At 72.3% G+C, this 18,540-nt stretch carries 17 protein-coding genes; 12 read left to right on the plus strand and 5 right to left on the minus strand.

All coding sequences use genetic code 11. The features are described from left to right. Window positions 1–4: 4 nt before the first annotated feature. Window positions 5–3,049 carry an alpha-mannosidase gene (locus QQM67_RS23780; protein WP_314176264.1) on the minus strand — a complete coding sequence of 1,015 codons (3,045 nt, stop codon included), beginning with the start codon at window positions 3,047–3,049 and terminating at the stop codon, window positions 5–7. 345 nt (window positions 3,050–3,394) lie between these two features. Here QQM67_RS23780 and QQM67_RS23785 point away from each other — a divergent pair, with 345 nt between their 5' ends. The 6 genes from QQM67_RS23785 to QQM67_RS23810 all read left to right on the plus strand — a co-directional run bounded on the left by QQM67_RS23785 (window position 3,395) and on the right by QQM67_RS23810 (window position 9,622). Beyond that, the gene (locus tag QQM67_RS23785) at window positions 3,395–3,865 is read left to right on the plus strand and encodes an ATP-binding protein (RefSeq protein WP_314176266.1); all 471 of its coding nucleotides are present in this window, start codon (window positions 3,395–3,397) and stop codon (window positions 3,863–3,865) included. A 250-nt stretch (window positions 3,866–4,115) separates the two neighbouring features. Continuing rightward, window positions 4,116–4,709 (plus strand): type IV toxin-antitoxin system AbiEi family antitoxin domain-containing protein, encoded by a 594-nt coding sequence (locus QQM67_RS23790; protein ID WP_314176267.1) that lies wholly within the window; start codon window positions 4,116–4,118, stop codon window positions 4,707–4,709. After that, on the plus strand, window positions 4,706–5,605 hold the full coding sequence (locus QQM67_RS23795; RefSeq protein ID WP_314176269.1) for a nucleotidyl transferase AbiEii/AbiGii toxin family protein: 900 nt from the start codon (window positions 4,706–4,708) through the stop codon (window positions 5,603–5,605). The genes QQM67_RS23790 and QQM67_RS23795 overlap by 4 nt, the downstream gene beginning before the upstream one ends. 290 nt (window positions 5,606–5,895) lie before the next feature. Next, the gene (locus QQM67_RS23800) at window positions 5,896–8,010 is read left to right on the plus strand and encodes a WD40 repeat domain-containing serine/threonine protein kinase (protein WP_399067469.1); all 2,115 of its coding nucleotides are present in this window, start codon (window positions 5,896–5,898) and stop codon (window positions 8,008–8,010) included. Between the two features lie 167 nt (window positions 8,011–8,177). Then, window positions 8,178–8,582 (plus strand): PadR family transcriptional regulator, encoded by a 405-nt coding sequence (locus QQM67_RS23805; RefSeq protein ID WP_314176273.1) that lies wholly within the window; start codon window positions 8,178–8,180, stop codon window positions 8,580–8,582. Then, window positions 8,579–9,622 carry a hypothetical protein gene (locus QQM67_RS23810; protein WP_314176274.1) on the plus strand — a complete coding sequence of 348 codons (1,044 nt, stop codon included), beginning with the start codon at window positions 8,579–8,581 and terminating at the stop codon, window positions 9,620–9,622. The genes QQM67_RS23805 and QQM67_RS23810 overlap by 4 nt, the downstream gene beginning before the upstream one ends. Window positions 9,623–9,663: 41 nt before the next feature. On the opposite strand, the gene QQM67_RS23815 is transcribed toward QQM67_RS23810, so the two are convergent. Further along, a complete protein-coding gene (locus QQM67_RS23815; RefSeq protein WP_314176276.1) occupies window positions 9,664–10,686 on the minus strand; it encodes a TAXI family TRAP transporter solute-binding subunit in 1,023 nt (340 codons plus the stop codon). Between the two features lie 85 nt (window positions 10,687–10,771). Next, on the minus strand, window positions 10,772–11,365 hold the full coding sequence (locus QQM67_RS23820; RefSeq protein WP_314176278.1) for a TetR/AcrR family transcriptional regulator: 594 nt from the start codon (window positions 11,363–11,365) through the stop codon (window positions 10,772–10,774). Window positions 11,366–11,476: 111 nt separating this feature from the next. Between QQM67_RS23820 and QQM67_RS23825 the strand changes: the two genes are divergently transcribed. The 3 genes from QQM67_RS23825 to QQM67_RS23835 all read left to right on the plus strand — a co-directional run bounded on the left by QQM67_RS23825 (window position 11,477) and on the right by QQM67_RS23835 (window position 14,840). Beyond that, window positions 11,477–12,382 (plus strand): oxidoreductase, encoded by a 906-nt coding sequence (locus tag QQM67_RS23825; RefSeq protein ID WP_314176280.1) that lies wholly within the window; start codon window positions 11,477–11,479, stop codon window positions 12,380–12,382. Between the two features lie 90 nt (window positions 12,383–12,472). Further along, window positions 12,473–14,002 carry a tRNA (N6-isopentenyl adenosine(37)-C2)-methylthiotransferase MiaB gene (gene miaB / locus QQM67_RS23830; protein ID WP_314176281.1) on the plus strand — a complete coding sequence of 510 codons (1,530 nt, stop codon included), beginning with the start codon at window positions 12,473–12,475 and terminating at the stop codon, window positions 14,000–14,002. Window positions 14,003–14,108: 106 nt separating this feature from the next. Next, complete coding sequence (locus QQM67_RS23835; RefSeq protein ID WP_314176283.1) at window positions 14,109–14,840, plus strand: class III extradiol dioxygenase subunit B-like domain-containing protein; 732 nt, start codon at window positions 14,109–14,111, stop codon at window positions 14,838–14,840. A 168-nt stretch (window positions 14,841–15,008) separates the two neighbouring features. Here the strand turns inward: QQM67_RS23835 and QQM67_RS23840 are convergent, their stop codons facing one another. Then, the gene (locus QQM67_RS23840; RefSeq protein ID WP_314176284.1) at window positions 15,009–15,248 is read right to left on the minus strand and encodes an antitoxin; all 240 of its coding nucleotides are present in this window, start codon (window positions 15,246–15,248) and stop codon (window positions 15,009–15,011) included. Window positions 15,249–15,290: 42 nt separating this feature from the next. After that, window positions 15,291–15,515, minus strand: coding sequence for a hypothetical protein (locus QQM67_RS23845; RefSeq protein WP_314176286.1), 225 nt, complete (start codon window positions 15,513–15,515; stop codon window positions 15,291–15,293). 191 nt (window positions 15,516–15,706) lie between these two features. On the opposite strand from QQM67_RS23845, the gene miaA reads away from it, so the two are divergent. The 3 genes from miaA to dapF all read left to right on the plus strand — a co-directional run bounded on the left by miaA (window position 15,707) and on the right by dapF (window position 18,407). After that, window positions 15,707–16,693: a tRNA (adenosine(37)-N6)-dimethylallyltransferase MiaA gene (gene miaA / locus QQM67_RS23850; RefSeq protein ID WP_314176288.1), complete on the plus strand. Its 987-nt coding sequence runs from the start codon at window positions 15,707–15,709 to the stop codon at window positions 16,691–16,693. Between the two features lie 107 nt (window positions 16,694–16,800). Continuing rightward, entirely contained in the window at window positions 16,801–17,439 is a 639-nt protein-coding gene (locus QQM67_RS23855) for a hypothetical protein (protein WP_399067575.1), read from the plus strand. Between the two features lie 98 nt (window positions 17,440–17,537). Then, the gene (gene dapF / locus QQM67_RS23860) at window positions 17,538–18,407 is read left to right on the plus strand and encodes a diaminopimelate epimerase (protein ID WP_314176291.1); all 870 of its coding nucleotides are present in this window, start codon (window positions 17,538–17,540) and stop codon (window positions 18,405–18,407) included. Window positions 18,408–18,540 lie beyond the last annotated feature (133 nt).

The raw sequence follows: 18,540 nt of genomic DNA on the forward strand, positions 1-18,540 counted from the left end.
GCCGCTACCGCGCGAAGCGCAGCGTGAGGATCTGGAACGGCCGCAGCGTCACCTCCACGGAGCCGTCCGCCGACAGTTCGTGGACGGCTGCGCCCTCCAGCGGCCGCTCCAGCAGATCCGTCTCGCTCACCGCAGTCACCGCCGTCCCCGCCGTGAGCACCGCGCGCGCACGCCCGCCGTGCGACTCGTACAGGCGGACCACCAGATCGCCACTGCGGTCGTCCGCCAACTTGACCGCCTCGACGACCACTTGGTCCTCGTCGACGGACACGAGCGGTGCGACACCGTCGCCGCTCCCGTGCACCGTGCGCTCCGGCAGGTTGATCCAGTGCCCCTCCCGCACCGCGTCTCCCACGGACGCGCCGGGCGCGAGCGCGAAGCGCAGCCGGTGCGTGCCCTGGTCCGTCTCCGGGTCCGGGTAGCGGGGAGCGCGCAGCAGCGACAGCCGGACCGTGGTCGTCTGGCCGCCGTCCTCGCGGACCGTGCGGGTCACGTCGTGTCCGTACGTCGAGTCGTTGACGAGCGCCGCGCCCCAGCCGGGCTCCTCCACCTGGAGCCAGCGGTGCGCGCAGATCTCGAACTTCGCCGCCTCCCAAGAGGTGTTGGTGTGCGTCGGGCGGAAGACGTGCCCGAACTGCGTCTCGGCCGCCGACCGGTCGGCCTTCACATCCAGCGGGAACGCCGCCTTGAGGAACATCTCGCTCTCGTGCCAGTCGACTTCGGTGTCGACGTCCAGCACCTTCGAGCCGGCGCGCAGCGTCAGCAGTTGCACGACGGTGGAGTCGCCGAAGGATCGCGCGACCCGGACGGTGGCGCGCTCCTCGCCCGACTCCGCCAGCTCCAGCCCGTCCACCTCCGTCAGGTCGGTGACGCTGTGCCGGTAGAAGGCGTCGACGTCCCACGCGTCCCAGTGGTTGGGCAGATCGGGGTGGATCTGGAGCAGATTGGCCGCCTCGCCCGGTGCGACGCTCTCGCGGCGCGCGCCGGTGTCGTACGCGGAGACGACCAGTCCGCGGCCGTCGACCTCGATCCGCAGCAGCCCGTTGGCCAGCACCCAGCCGCCGCCCGCGCGCTCCTCCGCGGTGACCGGCGTGCCGCCCGTCCGTCCCCGCGCCGGTGCGGCGCCGCCCGCCGCGACGCCGTCGCGCGCGTGCGGCGCGGCGTTGAAGACCACCGGGACGTCGCCCTCACCCGCGAGCGCCGACTGCGCCCCCGCGATGATCTCCTCCAGCTCCGCCCGTACACGCGCGTACGTCTCGCGCGCCTCGCGGTGCACCCAGGCGATCGACGAGCCCGGCAGGATGTCGTGGAACTGGTGCAGCAGCACCGTCTTCCACAGCTCGTCCAGCTGCTCGTACGGATACTCGTACGAGCCGGTGCCCCCGGACCGCACGGCGGCGGTCGCCGCCCACAACTCCGCCTCGCGCAGCAGGGATTCGCTGTGCCGGTTGCCTTGCTTGGTCTTCGCCTGCGACGTGTACGTGCCGCGGTGCAGCTCCAGATACAGCTCGCCGGCCCAGACGGGCGCCTTGCTCCCGTACTCGTCGTACGCCTTGGAGAAGAACGCCGACGGCTTCTCCACCGTCACCCGCGGCGAACCCTCAAGGTCCTTCAGCCGCTCCGCCCGCGCCAGCATCTCGCGCGTCGAGCCGCCGCCGCCGTCGCCCCAGCCGAAGGGCGCGAGGGAGCGCGAACCGCCGCCCTTCTCCTGGTAGTTGCGCGCCGCGTGCGCCATCTCCCTGCCGCCCAGGTCCGAGTTGTACGTGTCGACGGGCGGGAAGTGCGTGAAGACGCGGGTGCCGTCGATGCCCTCCCACCAGAAGGTGTGGTGCGGGAACTTGTTCGTCTCGCTCCAGGAGATCTTCTGCGTCAGGAACCACTTGGCGCCCGCGAGCTTCACGATCTGCGGCATCGCGGCGGTGTAGCCGAAGGAGTCCGGCAGCCACACCTCCCTCGTCTCGACGCCGAACTCCTCCAGGAAGAAGCGCTTCCCGTAGACGAACTGCCGCGCCATGGCCTCGCCGCCGACCATGTTCGTGTCGGACTCGACCCACATGCCGCCCACCGGCACGAACTGGCCGTCGGCGACCTTCTTCTTGACCTTCGCGTAGACCTCGGGCCGGTAGTTCTTGATCCACTCCAGCTGCTGGGCCGAGGACATCGCGAAGACGAAGTCGGGGTGGTCGTCCATGAGGTTGACCATGTTCGACGCCGTACGGGCCACCTTCCGCACCGTCTCGCGCACCGGCCACAGCCACGCCGAGTCGATGTGCGCGTGCCCGACCGCGCTGATGCGGTGCGCGGACGGACGCGCGGGCGTCGACAGCACACCGCTGAGCGCGGCGCGTGCGCGGGAGGCGTTGCCAACGATGTCATGAACGCCGAGAGCGTCCAGGGAGTCCTCGACCGCACGCAGCAACTCCCAGCGCCGCGCGTCCTCCAGAGGCAGCTCCCGCATCAGCGACCCGGCCACCTCCAGGTCCTGCACCAGCTCCCACACCTCGGTCTCGAATACCGCGAGATCCATCCGCCGCAGCCGGTAGAGCGGACGGTCGTGGGCGGTGAGCCTGTCGCCCTGATACGTGGGCAGCTGGGGCGTGTTGACGATGGGGTTCGCCGCCGCCTCGACGAACAGCTCGACGTCCTCCGAGCCGGACGCCGAATCGGCGATACGGACCCAGTCGTTGCGCGGATTGAGCGCCTTGACGGCCTCTCCGTCGGCCCGGTAGACGAGCCCCTCGCACTGGAAGCCCGGCATGTTCCGCTCGAAGCCGAGATCCAGCACCGCCTCGACGGTCCGGCCCCGCCACTCCTGCGGCACGCTCCCGGTCACCTTGAACCACGTCGTCCCCCACGCCGGGCCCCACCGCTCACCCGCCTTCGAGGGCCCGTACGCCGCGGCGAGCCCCTCGGCCACGGGCACCGGCTCGCCCGGTACGTCCCACCGCCCGACGGTCAGGGGGAGGGGGTCGCTGTATACGGCGGGTTTGATGCGCTCGGCCAGGACACGGCGCAGGCGGTCCTCAACGATGCGGCGGTCGTCGTGCATGGCGGCTGCTCCGATCTACGGGTCCTCGGGTGCTCGTTACGTTCCACCTGGTGAGGAGCCTGCCATCATGCGGGCCGCGAAGATAGGCGTTGTGGTTCGGCGTGCGGTGGCGTATTGGGGAGCGGGCGCCCGGCCGGCTCGGGGCGCCGTGACCAGCGGTCCCCTGGGATTCCGGGATTTGCGGAGCCTCCGGCGAGCGGGCCCGAGGTCGTTCTCTTCCGGTGACCGCTCGATGAGTCGCGCCGGACACAGCGAGGGCCCTCACTGGTACGGCACTGGTACTCCCTTCCTCCGTACCAGCTGATTCTCTCGACCAGACACGTTCGTTCGGCCACTCTCCGTGATGTGAAAACCGAGATTGTCCCGACCGAAGTCGGCGCCCCCGTATATGAGTTCGCGCAGCTGTTCAGCTCGACCCCGCGAGGTGCCCGGCTCGCCCGGCTGATGGGCACCCAGCAACTGGCCGCCTGGGGCCGGCCGTACGACGACGATGTCTCCCGCACGGCGGCGCTGCTCATCGGTGAGCTGGCCGCGAACGCCGCGGTCCACGGGCGCGTTCGCGGGCGCAGTTTCCGGCTGCGCCTGCTGATGGGGCCGGGCCTGCTGCTGCCGGCCACGCTTCGCATCGAAGTGGCCGACGCACGGGACGGGTTCGCCCAGGCGATGCCCGAACTCGCGCCCGAGGAGGCCGAGTCGGGGCGCGGCCTGCTGCTCGTCGACGCGATGGCCACTCGCTGGGGTATCGAGACGAGGGACCCGTCGGGGAAGACCGTATGGGCCGAGTTGGGGCTCGGCGGTCCGGCGGTCTCCGAGTGACGCCGCGAAGCCCGTGCGACGAGGGCGGGCCGCCCCGCTCTGACCTGCTTCACGACGGGGCACGGTGTCTGTCTGCACCATGGCGTCGGTCTCGCCTCGGCCTCTTCGTCGGTCTAGTCGTCGGTCTCGCTGTCGGTCTCGCCGTCGATCAGAGCGTGCGGCTCTTCGTGCGCCGTCACGCCCGGATCGACGGGAAACGTATACAGGTATAGCGTAGGTGTATGCACAATCATCCGCACCTCGGAGGTGCGTGATCGACGGCCCGGGAGACGGCGGGGACCTGCCCGCCACGTTCCGGTACTCCGAGGCCCGCCGCCTCCACGTCTCCGACCGCGCCCTGCGGCGGCTTCAGCGCGAGGGGCGCGTCGAGCGCGTGAGCCGCGGCCTCTACCGGCGCACCGACGCCGACCCGATGGTGGACCTCGGTCTCGTCGAGGTCGCCCACCGCAGCCCCGTGGCGACGATGTGCCTCGCGTCGGCGCTGTCACGGCACGGACTGACGGACGAGATCCCCTCCGCCGTCGACCTCGCGATCCCGCGCGGCCGACGGCCTCCGTGCGTAGCATCGCCGGTCGCCTGGCACCACTTCGCCGCGGAAACCTTCCACATCGGACGTGAAGCCCTGCGCGTGGGACCCGAGGAGGAGATCGGCATCTACAACGCCGAGCGGTGCATCGTCGACGCCTTCCGCCTCCGCCACCAGGAGGGGAGCGAACTCGGCGTGGAGGCCTTGCGGGCGTGGCTGCGGCGCAGGGGGAGCAGCCCGTCCGCGCTCATGTCCATGGCCGGACGTTTTCCGCAGGCGGCGGCTCCGCTCCGCAGCGCACTGGAGATCCTTCTGTGACCCCCCGTCCCACCCGCGAAACCGAGGCCGGACGCTCGTACCTGGACCTTCAGAATCTGGCGCGGCGGACTGGCCGGCCCACCGACGAATTGCAGCAGTTGTACGTCCTCGAGTGCTTCCTCGACCGCCTCGTGCGGTCGCCGTACGCCGACAGGTTCGTCCTGAAGGGCGGAGTCCTTCTCGCCGCCTACGAGCTGCGCCGGCCCACCCGGGATGTGGATCTGCGGGCCGACCGTCTCGCGGCCACCCCGGAAGCCGTGCTCGAAGCCGTCCGTGGCGTCGCGGAGCACCCTCTCGACGACGGGGTCGTCTTCGAATCGGACGGGGCACGGGCCGAGGCGATCAGGGAGGAGGACGAGTACAACGGCGTCCGCGTCGTGATGCCGGTCCGGTTGGCCTCCGCCCGCATGGCGTTCCATGTGGACGTCAACGTCGGCGACCCGGTCGTACCGCGGCCCAGGAATGTCGAACTGCCCAGGTTGCGAGGGGGTGTTGTGCGGCTCTCCGGATACCCCCTCGCGATGGTGCACGCGGAGAAGATCGTCACGATGCTGGAGCGGGGCGAAGTCAACACCCGATGGCGTGACTTCGCCGACGTGTATCTCCTCGCGTCGCGGCACGGCATCGGAGCCGGAGAGCTGTCAGCCTCGCTGGAGGCAGTGGCCCGCCACCGGAACGCCGCTCTGCGGACGCTGCTGCCCGGCTTGGAGGGCTTCGCGGAGCGCGCACAACGCAGGTGGGGCGCTTGGGTGCGCAGACAACGTCTGGCGGACCGGCTGCCGGAATCCTTCGGGCAGACGCTCTCGGACGTCGCGCGCTTCGCCGACCCCGTCCTCTCGGGCACGGCCACGGAACATGACTGGGACCCTCACACGGGGGAGTGGCGGCCCGTATAGCCGCCGCGAGCGGCGAGCCGCCGCCCGTTCTGATCGCCGGGTTCTCCTCGCCGACCCCCGTCGTCCGGCAGTCGGCCGCCTGCGACCGCAGACGACGGCCCGTCCTCCGCCGTCCAGGCAGATCTGTTCAGCGGTGAGGGGGTCGTCTACTCTGTGGCTCGCCCGGAGCCGTGCACGGCCTGGACCTGGTAGCCGGGGCGGGCCGTGGCCGGGATCGCGCGGCGGTCCGTGCCGCATCGGGCGGCGGACGGCGCCGTGGGGCGCGGAGGAACGGCGGGGGGACAGTCGGCATGTCACAAGTGGGCCAGGGCCGCCCGGCGGGGCCGCCCGCCGGCGAGAGCGGGGAGCCGGGCGGGAGACCGCGACCGGCTTGGCCGTCAACTCCTCCGCCGCATGGCGCACTTGGGTCCGGTGATCCTGCCGAGGTGGGTCCGTACCGGTTGGAGGCGGTTCTGGGCGCGGGCGGGATGGGCCGCGTGTATCTGGGGCGTACACCCGCGGGGAGCGAGGTCGCGGTCAAGCTGGTGCACCGCGAGTACGCGGGGGACAGGTCGTTCCGCAAGCGCTTCGAGCAGGAAGTGGCCGCGGCCCGGCGGGTTCAGGGGCTGTACACGGTGCCGGTGGTCGATGCCGACCTGGGGGCGGAGGAGCCGTGGCTGGCCACGGCGTACGTGCCCGGGCCGTCGCTTCAGCATGCGGTGGACGAGGACGGTCCGCTGCCGGTGGAGGCGGCGCTGGGGCTGGTGGCCAGGGTGGCCGAGGCGTTGCAGTCCATCCATGCGGCCGGGGTGATCCACCGCGATCTGAAGCCGTCCAACATCATCCTCACGGCCGAGGGTCCCAAGGTCATCGACTTCGGCATCGCCCGTGCCGCGGACGTCACGTCGGTGACCGGCACGGGGATGCGTGCGGGAACTCCGGCGTACATGGCGCCGGAGTACATCAGGGGGCAGGAACTGACCGAGGCCGTCGACGTGTTCGCCCTGGGGCTCGTGGCGCACTTCGCCGCCTCCGGGCGGCTGGCCTTCGGCGGGGGCAGCGCGCACAGCGTCACCTACCGCATCCTGGAACAGGATCCCGACCTCGACGGCTGCCCCGAGGCGGTCCGTACGGTAGCCGCCCGCTGTCTGGAGAAGGACCCGCAGCGGCGGCCCACCCCCTCCGAGGTCATCCAACTCTGCCGCCGGACAACCGCGCCGGAAGGCACCGTCGTGGACGTCCACTCGGCTCCGACTCAGCCCGCGGCCAAGCCCGTCGCCCCCGTACCGTCAGGCCCGCCCGACGTCGCCGGAACGCCCGCGCCGCCGAGCCCCGGCCCGCCGGATCCGGACTCCCCGAACCCCTATGCCGTCCCCGCGCTGGGCTGGCCGAGCGGCCGGGCGGGCGTGATCGCGCTCGGCTGCTTCCTCGCCGTGGCCGCCCTGATCGCCTTCCTCGTTCCCTGGAACGACGGTGGCGGGGGCCCGGTGTCCTGGCTCAAACCCACGATGACGCTCACCAGTGACCAGGACGCGGTCAGCGACGTGGCCTTCAGTCCGGACGGGAAGACGCTCGCCGCCGGTGTCCAGCAGGGCAAGGTGCGGCTGTGGGACGTGGCGGGGCGCGAACAGCGGGCCACGCTCCACCAGCGCAACGATCGCGGCGAGGAGCAGACGCTGGGGATCTCGGAAATCGCGTTCAGCCCCGACGGCAAGCTGCTCGCGGCCGTCTCCGCAGACCGCACGATGGCACTGTGGGACGTGACCGAGCGCCGGCAGATCGCCACCTTCCTCGTGAGCACGGAACAGGTCAGAGACGTCACGTTCAGCCCGAACGGCAAGCTGATCGCCACCGGCAGCGAGGACGGCAAGGTGCGGTTGTGGGACGCCCGCAGCCGCAAGGGCCGCGCCGTCGCCACCCTCGACCACGGTCTGCCGGTATTCGACGTCGTCTTCAGCCCGGACGGCCGGACGGTCGCCTCCGCGGCCTACGAGCCCGGCGGCAGTCCGCAGCACACGGCGAAGCTGTGGGACGTGGCCGACCGCGAACTGCGCGGCACCTTCCAGCACCCCAAGAGCGTCACAGGTGTGGCGTTCAGCAAGGACGGCAAGACCCTCTTCACTTCCAGCGCGGACGACAAGATCAGACGCTGGGACGCGGGAGGCGGCGGCGAGGGGGATCCCCTCACCGTTCCGGCGGTCAGCTCGTCCGACGGCTTGGAGTCCAGTCCGGACGGCAAGACGCTCGCCAGCGTTCACTGGCAGGACGTGCGGCTGTGGGACCCGGAGGACGGCACGCTGCGCGCCGTCCTGACGGGGCACAAGGAGGGCGTGCAGAACGTGGCCTTCAGCCCGGGCGGCGGACTCGTCGCCACCGCGGCCGACGACGGCAAGGTCCGGCTCTGGAAGACGGCGCAGGCCAAGTGACGTGCGCGGTGAGGGAGTTCGGCGCCGAACGCTGACGCGCCGAACACCGACCGGCGAAGGCTGACGCGGCCCGCCCGCGGTGCCGGCTGCCTCGCCACGTCTGCAAGTCCCCTTATCGGATCGCCCCTTCAGGGCTCATATCTTGTCTTCCACGATATGGTGGCTCCATGGCATCGAGAGGCATCACGCAGACGGCGTTCTTCGTCCTCGTCGCGCTGACCGACGAGCCGCGCCACGGCTACGGCATCGTGCAGGAGGTCGAGGCGCTGTCCGGCGGTCGCGTACAGCTCCGGATCGGCACTCTCTACGGAGTCCTGGACCGGCTCGCGGAGGACGAGTTGATCGAGCTGGACCGCGAGGAGGCGCACCAGGGACGCCTGCGGCGCTACTACCGGCTGACCGACGCGGGCGAGGACGCGCTCTCGGAGGAGGCGGAGCGCATGGCCCACGGTGCGCGGACCGCGGCCGACCGCGTGGCGGGCCGGCGCCGGGGCGCTCCCGGCAAGCAGGCCCCCGGGCAGTCGCCCGCGCACGGGGCGGCACGCCCCGGCCTCGCCGGAGGTGGCGCATGACGTCACTGCTCGAACAGCGCTACCGCAGGGTCCTGCGCATGCTGCCCGCCTCCTACCGCGCCCAGCGGGAGGAGGAGATCGTCGACACCTACCTCCAGGACTTCGACGAGCACGACCAGGACGAACTGCGGCCCTCCTGGCGGGAGGTGGCCAGCATCGCCGCGCTCGCCGTCCGTACGCGGATGGGCGGCCCCCGCGCAGCGCCCCGCTATGCCGTGGCCGGTGCCACGGTGCGGCTCTTCGCCCTGCTGAGCATCCTGCTGCACGGAGCGCGCGAACTCACCGACCGCGCACTGTCGTTGGCCTGGTACAGCGGCGCGCCCGCGCACGACCGCGAACTCTTCCTCGGCGTCTTCAGCGGCCACGGCGTACTGCCGGGGGTGCGCGAGGCGCTGCTGTGGCTGCTGCCGCTGTGCTGGGTGGCGGCGTACGCGGCTCTGCTGCGCGACCGGCGGCGCACCGCGCTCGTGCTCACCGCCCTCGCGGCCCTGCCCGGGCTGATGTTCGCCGTGGAGTGGGCGTCGGGCGGCCCGGAGCTGATCGACGGATTCGACGTCGCCTTCGCGGCGTCCGGCTGGCTCACGGTTCTCGCCGTGGGGTGCGCCTTCCACGGCGGCGCCCCGCCCGCACGCCTGCCGTTCGTGCCTCCGGGCCTGGCGCTGATGGCGGTCTGCGTTCTGATGGGCGGCTCGGTCGTGGTGTGGACCGACGGCGCCGACGCCGTCTGGTCGAGCGGGACGGTCTGCGTGGCGGGGGGCATCGCCTGGTGCGTCACCCGCGCGCGGGGAGCCGCGGGCGCCGCCGACCCCGCCGTGCCGCTCGCCCTGGCGCTGCTGAGCTGCGCCGTGCTGGCCGAGCGCACGGGTCTGCTCGTCGTGCTGCTGGACAGCCGTCTTCCCGCGTCGCTCATGTACGCCGCGGGCGCGCAGACCGCCGTGCTCACGGTGCTCGTCGCCGCGCTGGCCGTCGCCGGGTCCCGCCTCGCGCGGCGGGGCGGGGAGACGGTCGCGGCGGGCGAAGGGAGCGGTGCGGGGGAGTAGCACGCGGGTCGGTCGCGTCGGGTCGGCGGGACCGCCGCCGCCTACGGCTTGACCGAGCGGTAGTAGTGCCGTGCGCCCCTGTGCAGCGGCAGCGGGGCCGTGTAGATCGCCGTACGGCGGTCGACCTTCTGCGCCGCGTGGACCTTCTCCCCGATCTGGTCGCGGGAGTTGAGCACCGCGCGCGTCATGCCCTCGGTGAGCGCCGTGTCCGTACGGTCGGTCGTCACCAGCAGATTCGCGACGGCGACGGTGTTGACCGGCTCGCCCTGCTGCACCGCCGGGTAGGCGTCGGCGGGCATGACCGCGGCGCGGTAGTGGCGCGTCTCGGGTTCGAGGGCGTGGAGCTTCTCCACCAGGTCGCCGAGCTGGACGAGCTGGATGTTGGTCCTCGCGGAGAGGTTCTCGATGGCGGTGGTCGGCAGGCCGCCGGACCAGAAGAACGCGTCGATCTTTCCCCTCGCCAGCAGGTCGGGCATGCGGTCTATGCCCTGCCGCACGGCGCGCACGTCCTTGTGGACGTCGAGACCGGCGGCCCGCAGCAGCCGTCCCGCGATGAGATTCACGCCGGAGCGTTCCTGACCGACGCCGACCCGCATCCCCTTGAGGTCCTTCGCGCTGCGCACCCCCGAGCCCGCCGGGACGACGAGCTGTATGTAGTCGTCGTACAGCCGCGCGCAGGCGCGCAGCCGTCCGGCGCCGGGCTCGTGCCTGTCGCGGTACGTGGCCACCGCGTCCGAGGCGGCGATGGTGAACGAGGCCTTGCCGGACGTGACCATGTCGAGGTTCTGCACCGAGCCCTGGCTCGCGAGCAACCGCAGCCGGACGTCGGGCAGTTCGCGGTGGAGCCGGTCCTGGAGGAGGGAGCCGTAGCGCGCGTACACGCCCGTCGGCACACCGGTGGCGAAGGAGACGGTGCCCGTGGGCGTGGAGCTGCCCGATGGCACCAGCCACCACAGCAGCACCCCGAGCACGACGACCACGGCCGCCGCGGCGCGCAGCAGGTGCCGCCTGCCCGGGCGCAGGCTGCCGCCCGTGAGGTGTGCGATACGGCGTAGTCCGGTCATGGACGGTGATCGTGCCAGCCGCGGCCCCAGGAAGCGAGGCCGTGGCAGGAGGCGGCCGCACGGCGGGGCGCCGGGAGCCGGCCCGTCACCGCCGCCGAAGCCCCGAGAGCAGCTTCTCGACGGCGTCCGGCACCACGCTCTCCAGGTCCTGGCCGTCGAGCATCCCGCTGTTGGCCAGGGCGGTCAGCCCGTGAAGCGTCGCGAGCGCGACCTGAGCCAGGGATTCCGGATCTCCGGGCACGAGTTCGCCCGACTCCTGCGCCGCGGAGATGACGCCGAGGGATACGGCGAAGGCCCGGTCCGCGGCCTCGTGCACGGACTCGGCGCCCTCGCGGTGCTTGCCGGCGTACATCAGCTCCAGCAGGGCGGCGTGCCGCGTGGCGAAGCGGACGTATGCACCGGCGAGCGCCTGGAGCTGGGCCGTGCAGTCGGGTTCGGCGTCGCGTACGGCACCGTCGAGGTCCTGGCCGAGGCGTACGAAACCGTCCTCGGCGAGCGCGTCGAGCAGGGCCTGCCGGTCGCCGAAGTGGCGGCGGGGAGCGCCGTGGCTGACCCCGGTGTCGCGGGCGAGCTGACGCAGGGAGAGCGCCTCCACCCCGTGCTCGCGGACCGTCTGCTCGGCCCGGTCGAGAAGGGCCGCGCGGAGATTGCCGTGATGGTAGGACCGGGCGGAGAGCATGGCGGCAGAGTAACCCGGCCTCCCAGGAGCCCGCGGGCTGGAGGTGCCCCGGCAACGGCCCGTCGGGGAGAAGACGTTGACGCGAATGTTGTCACTGACTACATTCGCCTCATGGCTACTTCCGCATGGACAGCACAGCAACTCCCCGACCTCTCCGGCCGTACCGTCGTCGTGACCGGCGCCAACAGCGGCCTCGGCCTCGTCACGGCCCGCGAGACCGCCCGCGCCGGCGCACACGTCGTCTTCGCCGTACGGGACACGGCACGCGGTGAAGCCGCCGCGTCCACCGTGCACGGCAGCACGGAGGTGCGGCGGCTCGACCTCGCCGACCTCGCCTCCGTACGTGCCTTCGCCGGCGAATGGCAGGGCACGCTCGACATCCTGATCAACAACGCGGGCGTGATGGCGATACCCGAGCGCCGGACCGCCGACGGCTTCGAGATGCAGATCGGCACCAACCACCTCGGCCACTTCGCCCTGACGAACCTCCTGCTCCCGCACATCACAGGCCGCGTCGTCACCGTCTCCTCGGGGATGCACCGCATGGGCCGCATCGCCTTCGACGACATCAACTCCCGTAGCGGTTACAGCCGTTGGCGCGCGTACGGGCAGTCCAAGCTCGCCAACCTCCTCTTCACCGCCGAACTCGCCCGCCGGCTGGAGTCCGCGGGCTCCGGCGTCACCGCCCACGCGGCACACCCCGGCTACGCGGCGACGAACCTCCAGGGGCACACCCCGAACAAGCTGGAGAAGGCCTTCATGGGCATCGGCAACCGGCTGTTCGCGCAGCGGGACGAGATGGGCGCGCTGCCCACGCTGTACGCCGCCACCCAGCCGTTGCAGAGCGGCAGTTACACCGGTCCCGACGGCTTCATGGAAGGCCGCGGCCACCCGGGGCCGGCCGGCCGGAGCGCCGCCGCGCAGAACGTGCGTGACGCCGAGCGGCTGTGGACCCTCTCCGAGCGGCTGACCGGCGTCGCCTTCCCGCTCACCTCCACCGCCTCCGGACGCGCCTGAGCCGTACGGCCCGGCCGCCCGGGCGGCCGCCGGGGCGGCAGGAAGCCAGGGGCGTGCGCCGTGCCCGAGCGCGTACCCTGTCGGACTGAGATGACTGCGAAGACTTATGAGCTGCGGACGTTCGGATGCCAGATGAACGTCCACGACAGCGAGCGGATGGCGGGCCTGCTGGAGGAGGCGGGCTACGTGCGTGCGCCCGAGGGCGCGGAGGGCGGCGACGGCGGTGCCGCCGCGGATCTCGTCGTCTTCAACACCTGCGCGGTGCGGGAGAACGCCGACAACCGTCTCTACGGCAACCTCGGCCAGCTCGCCCCGAAGAAGGCCGCGCGGCCCGGCATGCAGATCGCGGTCGGCGGCTGCCTCGCGCAGAAGGACCGCGAGACGATCGTGAAGAAGGCCCCGTGGGTCGATGTCGTCTTCGGCACGCACAACGTCGGCAAGCTGCCGGTGCTGCTGGAGCGGGCCCGCGTCCAGCAGGAGGCGCAGGTCGAGATCGCCGAGTCGCTGGAGGCGTTCCCCTCTACGCTGCCGACGCGGCGCGAGAGTGCGTACGCGGCCTGGGTGTCCGTCTCCGTGGGGTGCAACAACACCTGCACGTTCTGCATCGTCCCGCAGCTGCGCGGCAAGGAGAAGGACCGCCGGCCCGGCGACATCCTGGCCGAGGTCGAGGCGCTGGTGGCCGAGGGCGTCACAGAGATCACGCTGCTCGGCCAGAACGTCAACGCGTACGGCTCGGACATCGGCGACCGCGAGGCGTTCGGCAAGCTGCTGCGCGCCTGTGGACGCGTCGAGGGCCTGGAGCGGGTCCGCTTCACCTCCCCGCATCCCCGCGACTTCACGGACGACGTGATCGAGGCGATGGCCGAGACGCCGAACGTGATGCCGCAGCTGCATATGCCCCTTCAGTCCGGCTCGTCGCGGGTGCTGAAGGCGATGCGGCGCTCCTACCGGCAGGAGCGCTTCCTCGGGATCATCGAGAAGGTCCGCGCCGCGATGCCGCAGGCCGCCATCTCGACGGACATCATCGTCGGCTTCCCCGGCGAGACCGAGGAGGACTTCCAGGAGACGCTGCACGTCGTGCGCGAGGCGCGCTTCGCGCAGGCGTTCACATTCCAGTACAGCAAGCGGCCCGGGACGCCCGCTGCCGAGATGGACGGCCAGATCCCCAAGAAGACCGTCCAGGAGCGGTACGAGCGCCTCGTCGCCCTCCAGGAGGAGATCTCCTGGGAGGAGAACAGGAAGCAGGTCGGCCGCACCCTGGAACTCCTCGTCGCCGAGGGCGAGGGCCGCAAGGACGAGGCCACCAGGCGACTGTCGGGGCGCGCCCCCGACAACCGGCTCGTGCACTTCGCACGCCCCGAAGGGCCGGTGCGCCCCGGGGACATGGTCACCGTCGAGGTGACGTACGCGGCCCCGCACCATCTGCTCGCCGAGGCGCCGCCCACCGCGGTGCGCCGTACGCGGGCGGGCGACGCGTGGGAGGCGCGGAACAGCGCACCCCGTCAGCCCGCTGGCCGGACCGGACAGGCAGCACAGAAGGGCGTGATGCTCGGTCTGCCGGGCGTCGGCGCCCCCGAACCGCTGGCCGCCGACGCGGCAGGCGGCTGCGGCGCCTGCTGAACCGGCCGGCCGGTTCACCGGCTCCCAGGCCCGGGGCAGCGGGCTGATCGCAGGATCCCGTATCGCGTGGTTACACAGAGCGACTTGCGGAGTTAAGCTGCGCGCCATGCTTGTCGCCGCCGCCACGTGCCCCTGCCCGCCCCTGCTCGTCCCCGAGGTCGCCGGAGGCGCGGCCCATGAGATGGACGCCGCCCGCGCCGCGTGCGACGAGGCGCTGGGCGGCCTCGCCTCCGCACGCCCCGACCGACTCGTCGTCATCGGACCCGCGGATCAGGCCGCGCGCGGCACGCATCCGCAGGGCGCGCGCGGTTCGTTCCGCGGGTACGGAGTGGACCTGGAGGTCTCCCTCGGCAAGGGCGAGCCGCCCCCCGACGCCCGCCCGCTGCCGTCGTCCCTGGCGGTCGGGGCGTGGCTGCTGGCCCGGAACGACTGGACGGCCGCACCCGTCGAGGGCCTCGGGGTCGGCGAGCCCCTCAGCCGTGAGCGGTGCGCGGAGAGCGGGCGTCAACTCGCGGACAGCGCCGGACGGGTGGCCCTTCTCGTGATGGGAGACGGCACCAACTGCCGTACGGTCAAGGCCCCCGGCTACTTCGACGAGCGCGCCACGGCCTTCGACGCGGAGGCGGCCCGTGCCCTGGGCGCCGCCGACGCGGACGGACTGCTCGCGCTGGACGAGGAGTTGGCGTACGAGCTGAACGCCTCGGGCCGCTCGTGCTGGCAGGTCCTCGCGGGCGCCGCGGCCGGCTCCGGGACCGGCGGCGGGCCCCAGCTTCGGGGGTGGCTGCTGTACGACGAGGCCCCCTACGGCGTCGGCTACACCGTGGCCAGCTGGACCTGACCGGTCGCAACACGACGCGGCTGTGCGGGAGTCGAGAGCCACGAGCAGGCGCGAGCCGCGCGGACGTGACAGATGTGGGCGCGCACCCACCGGATCTCCGGTCGGGTGCACGCCCACGTCTGTGCCCGGGCCGCGGCCGGCCCGGGCCGGCTCAGAAGCGGAGTCGCGTCAGGACCCTCCCTGGGGGCCCTTCCCGCCGCCTCGGCCCTCCGAGCCGCCTTCCGATCCGCCTTCCTGGCGGCCGTACTTCTCGGCCCGCTGCTTGGCCTTCTGGGTGCCGCTCCGGATCTGGTCGCTGTACTTGCCCTTGGTCTTCGAGTCGGCCATCCCCGCGGCCTTGTCGATCCCCTTGGAGACCTTGTCGCTGTGCTGGCCGAGCATGCCCTTGACCTTGTCCATGAAGCCCATGGCGGCCACCTTCCCTCCGTCCGGTGTGCCTCAGCGGCAGCTCTAGTTGCGGGCGTCGTCCGCGGCCTCGCTGTCGGCTGCTCCGTCTGCCGACTGCTGCTTCGGGATGCCGACGTCCTCGGACTCGTCCCCGGCCCCGGTCGCCGCGGTGACCTCCTGTTCCTTCGCCTTCCCGTCCGCTCCGGCTTCGCCTGCCGGGGCGGCGCCGGCGGCCGGCTTCCGGGGAGACCCGGAAGAACGGCGCAGAAGCCTTGCAAAGACGCCCATATCTACACTCCTGACCTTACTCACGTGGCTGCGATCCGGCGCATCGGGAACGAGCGCCTCTCCCCGCCTGCGGCGGAACCGTCCCGGAAATCGGCTGCGGGACCCTCGCAACAGGCAACGAAAACGCCGGGCCGCCGTCACGTCGCTCGTTCGGGTCCGGAGCGGGGCTGGAGGTTTGCGACACTGACCGCGTGAATGCCGCAGATCCGTCCCCGTCCCCGGCCGCCTCTCCGGCCTCGTTCCCGGCCCCGGCCTCGCCTCCGCCCGTCGTCGCCGTCGTCGGGCCCACCGCCGCGGGGAAGTCCGACCTGGGGGTCGCCCTCGCCCGCCGCCTCGGCGGCGAGGTGATCAACGCGGACTCGATGCAGCTCTACCGCGGCATGGACATCGGCACGGCGAAGCTCGCACCGGGCGAGCGCGCGGGCGTCCCGCACCGCCTGCTGGACATCTGGGACGTGACGGTCACCGCCAGCGTCGCCGAGTACCAGAGGCTCGCGCGCGCCGAGATCGAGCGGCTGCGCGCGGCCGGCCGGGTCCCGGTCCTCGTGGGCGGCTCGGGCCTGTACGTACGGGGAGCCCTCGACGCCATGGACTTCCCGGGCACCGACCCGGCGGTACGGGCGCGGCTGGAGGACGAGCTCGCGGCACAGGGCTCCGGGGCGCTCCACGAGCGCCTCGCCGCGGCGGACCCGCAGGCCGCCCGCGCCATCCTGCCGGGCAACGGCCGCCGCATCGTACGGGCCCTGGAGGTCATCGAGATCACGGGCCGCCCCTTCACCGCGAACCTTCCCGGGCACGAGGCGGTCTACGAGACGGTCCAGCTCGGCGTCGACGTGGCCCGCCCCGAGCTGGACGAGCGGATCGCGGCCCGCGTCGGGCGGATGTGGGACGAGGGTCTAGTGGCGGAGGTGCGGGAGCTGGAGGCGGCCGGTCTGCGCTCGGGGCGCACGGCCTCGCGGGCGCTCGGCTACCAGCAGGTGCTCGCGGCGCTCGCCGGCGAGTGCACCGAACAGGAGGCGCGAGAGGAGACCGTACGGGCGACGAAGCGCTTCGCACGCCGCCAGGATTCGTGGTTCCGCCGCGACCCGCGTGTGCACTGGCTCAGCGGCGCGGAGGAGGACTGGCCGGAACTGACTGGAAAGGCACTGGCCTTGCTGGAAGAAGCGGTCACAGCCTGATCACGTGATGGCATCGGGACGTCCTGGGCGTCCGCCGGGGCCATACGGGCGTGCCATCATCGACCATCGTTCGGAGCCTGTAGCTGGAGTTGGGAGGGCGGGTGGCGATGGAGGCCGGCCCTCGTGACAATGAGGAGACCGCCGTCGACGAGGTTGAGCGAGCCGGGTCCGTGGGGCGCATCGACGACCTCAGGGATCTCGACGGCCGCACCGAAGGGGTGCCCCTCGGCAACGGGGAGGCCGCAGCCGACCGCCCGCGCGGGCCACGGGATGTGAGTGACGACCTGGACACCGGTGACGGCCTGGGCGTCGACGGCGATCCGGGCACCGACGACGACCCGGACATCCACGGCGACCAGGACGACGGGGACGGCTCCGACGCGCCTCCAGAGGCCGACGGCTCCGACGTGGAGCCGCAGGAACTGCGGCCCCAGCGCAAGCTCCGGCTGTGGCAGCTCGCCCCGATCGTGGTGCTGAGCGCGCTGGGCTCGCTGATGTTCGCCTTTCCGCTCGCCTTCGAACCCGGCGGCGGTACGGGCGCGGTCGTCTCGATGCTCGGGCTGCTGATCTGCGGCTGCGCCGCGGGCTGGGCGGTGATGGCCACGCGCCGCGTCGGCCTGTCCTGGCCGGGGCTGCCCGCGCCGGACTCGGGCGAGCGGCCGGACTGGCGGATCGTCGCGCTGTACGCGGTCGTCGTCGGCACCGTCGTCGTGCTGGCGATCTGGCGCGTGGCCAGGCTGCGTTGATCCGGCGGGCCGTGCGCCCGTGCCGGTGAGCACGAGGTCCGCCCGCATCGCCTGACGCCCCCCGTGCGGGCCCGTGCCGTTCCCGTACGATCGTGAGCATGAGCAGCGCGCAGCCCGTGCCGTTCCTGAAGGGGCACGGCACCGAGAACGACTTCGTGATCATCCCCGACCCGGACGGGCTCCTGGACCTGTCCCCGGCGGTGGTCGCGCGGCTGTGCGACCGTCGCGCCGGGATCGGGGGCGACGGGCTGCTGCGGGTCGTACGCTCCGCCGCGCACCCGGAGGCGCGGGCGATGGCCGGCGACGCGGAGTGGTTCATGGACTACCGCAACGCGGACGGCTCGGTCGCCGAGATGTGCGGCAACGGCGTGCGCGTCTTCGTGCGTCACCTGGAGCGCGCCGGTCTGGTCAAGCCGGGAGAGGTGGCCGTCGCGAGCCGCTCCGGCGTGAAGCACACGCACCTCGCCGAGGACGGCTCCGGGATCACCGTCGCCATGGGCCCGGCGTCGCTGCCCGACGGCCCGGTGACCGTGCGGGTGGGCGAAGAGAACTGGCCGGCGCTGCACGTGAACATGGGCAACCCGCACGCCGTCGCCTTCGTCGGCGATCTCGCCGACGCGGGCAGCCTGTTGGAGGCGCCGGACGTGGCACCGGCGGCGGCCTACCCGACCGGTACGAACGTCGAGTTCGTCGTGGACAGAGGGCCCGGGCACGTCGCGATGCGCGTGCACGAGCGCGGTTCCGGCGAGACCCGTTCGTGCGGTACGGGAGCGTGCGCCGTGATGGTCGCGGCGGCACGGCGCGACGGCCTGGACCCGGCGGCGGACGGCGCGGACGCGACGTACACCGTCGACGTGCCCGGCGGCACGCTTGTGATCACCGAACGGGCCGACGGCGAGATCGAGATGACCGGACCCGCGGTGATCGTCGCCGAGGGAGTCATCGACCCGGAGTGGCTGAACGCGTAGGCGCCGCAAGGCGGGTGGGCCGTCGGCGCGGGGTCTCTGAAGGGCTTTCAGAAACCGCACTCCCAAGTGCCCAGTGGCCGAACGTCGCTCGGACGGGTGATCCGTTTCACGCTGCGCAGGACCCGGACATCAG

Source organism: Streptomyces winkii (assembly GCF_032248595.1).
GTDB classification, from domain to species: Bacteria; Actinomycetota; Actinomycetes; order Streptomycetales; family Streptomycetaceae; genus Streptomyces; species Streptomyces winkii.

Coding starts and splice junctions, on each gene's coding strand:
- QQM67_RS23820 (WP_314176278.1), bottom strand. CDS start 11,365: ATGCTCTCCGCCCGGTCCTACCATCACGGCAATCTCCGCGCGGCCCTT.
- miaB (WP_314176281.1), top strand. CDS start 12,473: ATGACTGCGAAGACTTATGAGCTGCGGACGTTCGGATGCCAGATGAAC.
- QQM67_RS23835 (WP_314176283.1), top strand. CDS start 14,109: ATGCTTGTCGCCGCCGCCACGTGCCCCTGCCCGCCCCTGCTCGTCCCC.
- QQM67_RS23840 (WP_314176284.1), bottom strand. CDS start 15,248: ATGGGCTTCATGGACAAGGTCAAGGGCATGCTCGGCCAGCACAGCGAC.
- QQM67_RS23800 (WP_399067469.1), top strand. CDS start 5,896: ATGTCACAAGTGGGCCAGGGCCGCCCGGCGGGGCCGCCCGCCGGCGAG.
- QQM67_RS23780 (WP_314176264.1), bottom strand. CDS start 3,049: ATGCACGACGACCGCCGCATCGTTGAGGACCGCCTGCGCCGTGTCCTG.
- QQM67_RS23810 (WP_314176274.1), top strand. CDS start 8,579: ATGACGTCACTGCTCGAACAGCGCTACCGCAGGGTCCTGCGCATGCTG.
- QQM67_RS23805 (WP_314176273.1), top strand. CDS start 8,178: ATGGCATCGAGAGGCATCACGCAGACGGCGTTCTTCGTCCTCGTCGCG.
- QQM67_RS23845 (WP_314176286.1), bottom strand. CDS start 15,515: ATGGGCGTCTTTGCAAGGCTTCTGCGCCGTTCTTCCGGGTCTCCCCGG.
- QQM67_RS23815 (WP_314176276.1), bottom strand. CDS start 10,686: ATGACCGGACTACGCCGTATCGCACACCTCACGGGCGGCAGCCTGCGC.
- QQM67_RS23825 (WP_314176280.1), top strand. CDS start 11,477: ATGGCTACTTCCGCATGGACAGCACAGCAACTCCCCGACCTCTCCGGC.
- QQM67_RS23855 (WP_399067575.1), top strand. CDS start 16,801: ATGGAGGCCGGCCCTCGTGACAATGAGGAGACCGCCGTCGACGAGGTT.
- dapF (WP_314176291.1), top strand. CDS start 17,538: ATGAGCAGCGCGCAGCCCGTGCCGTTCCTGAAGGGGCACGGCACCGAG.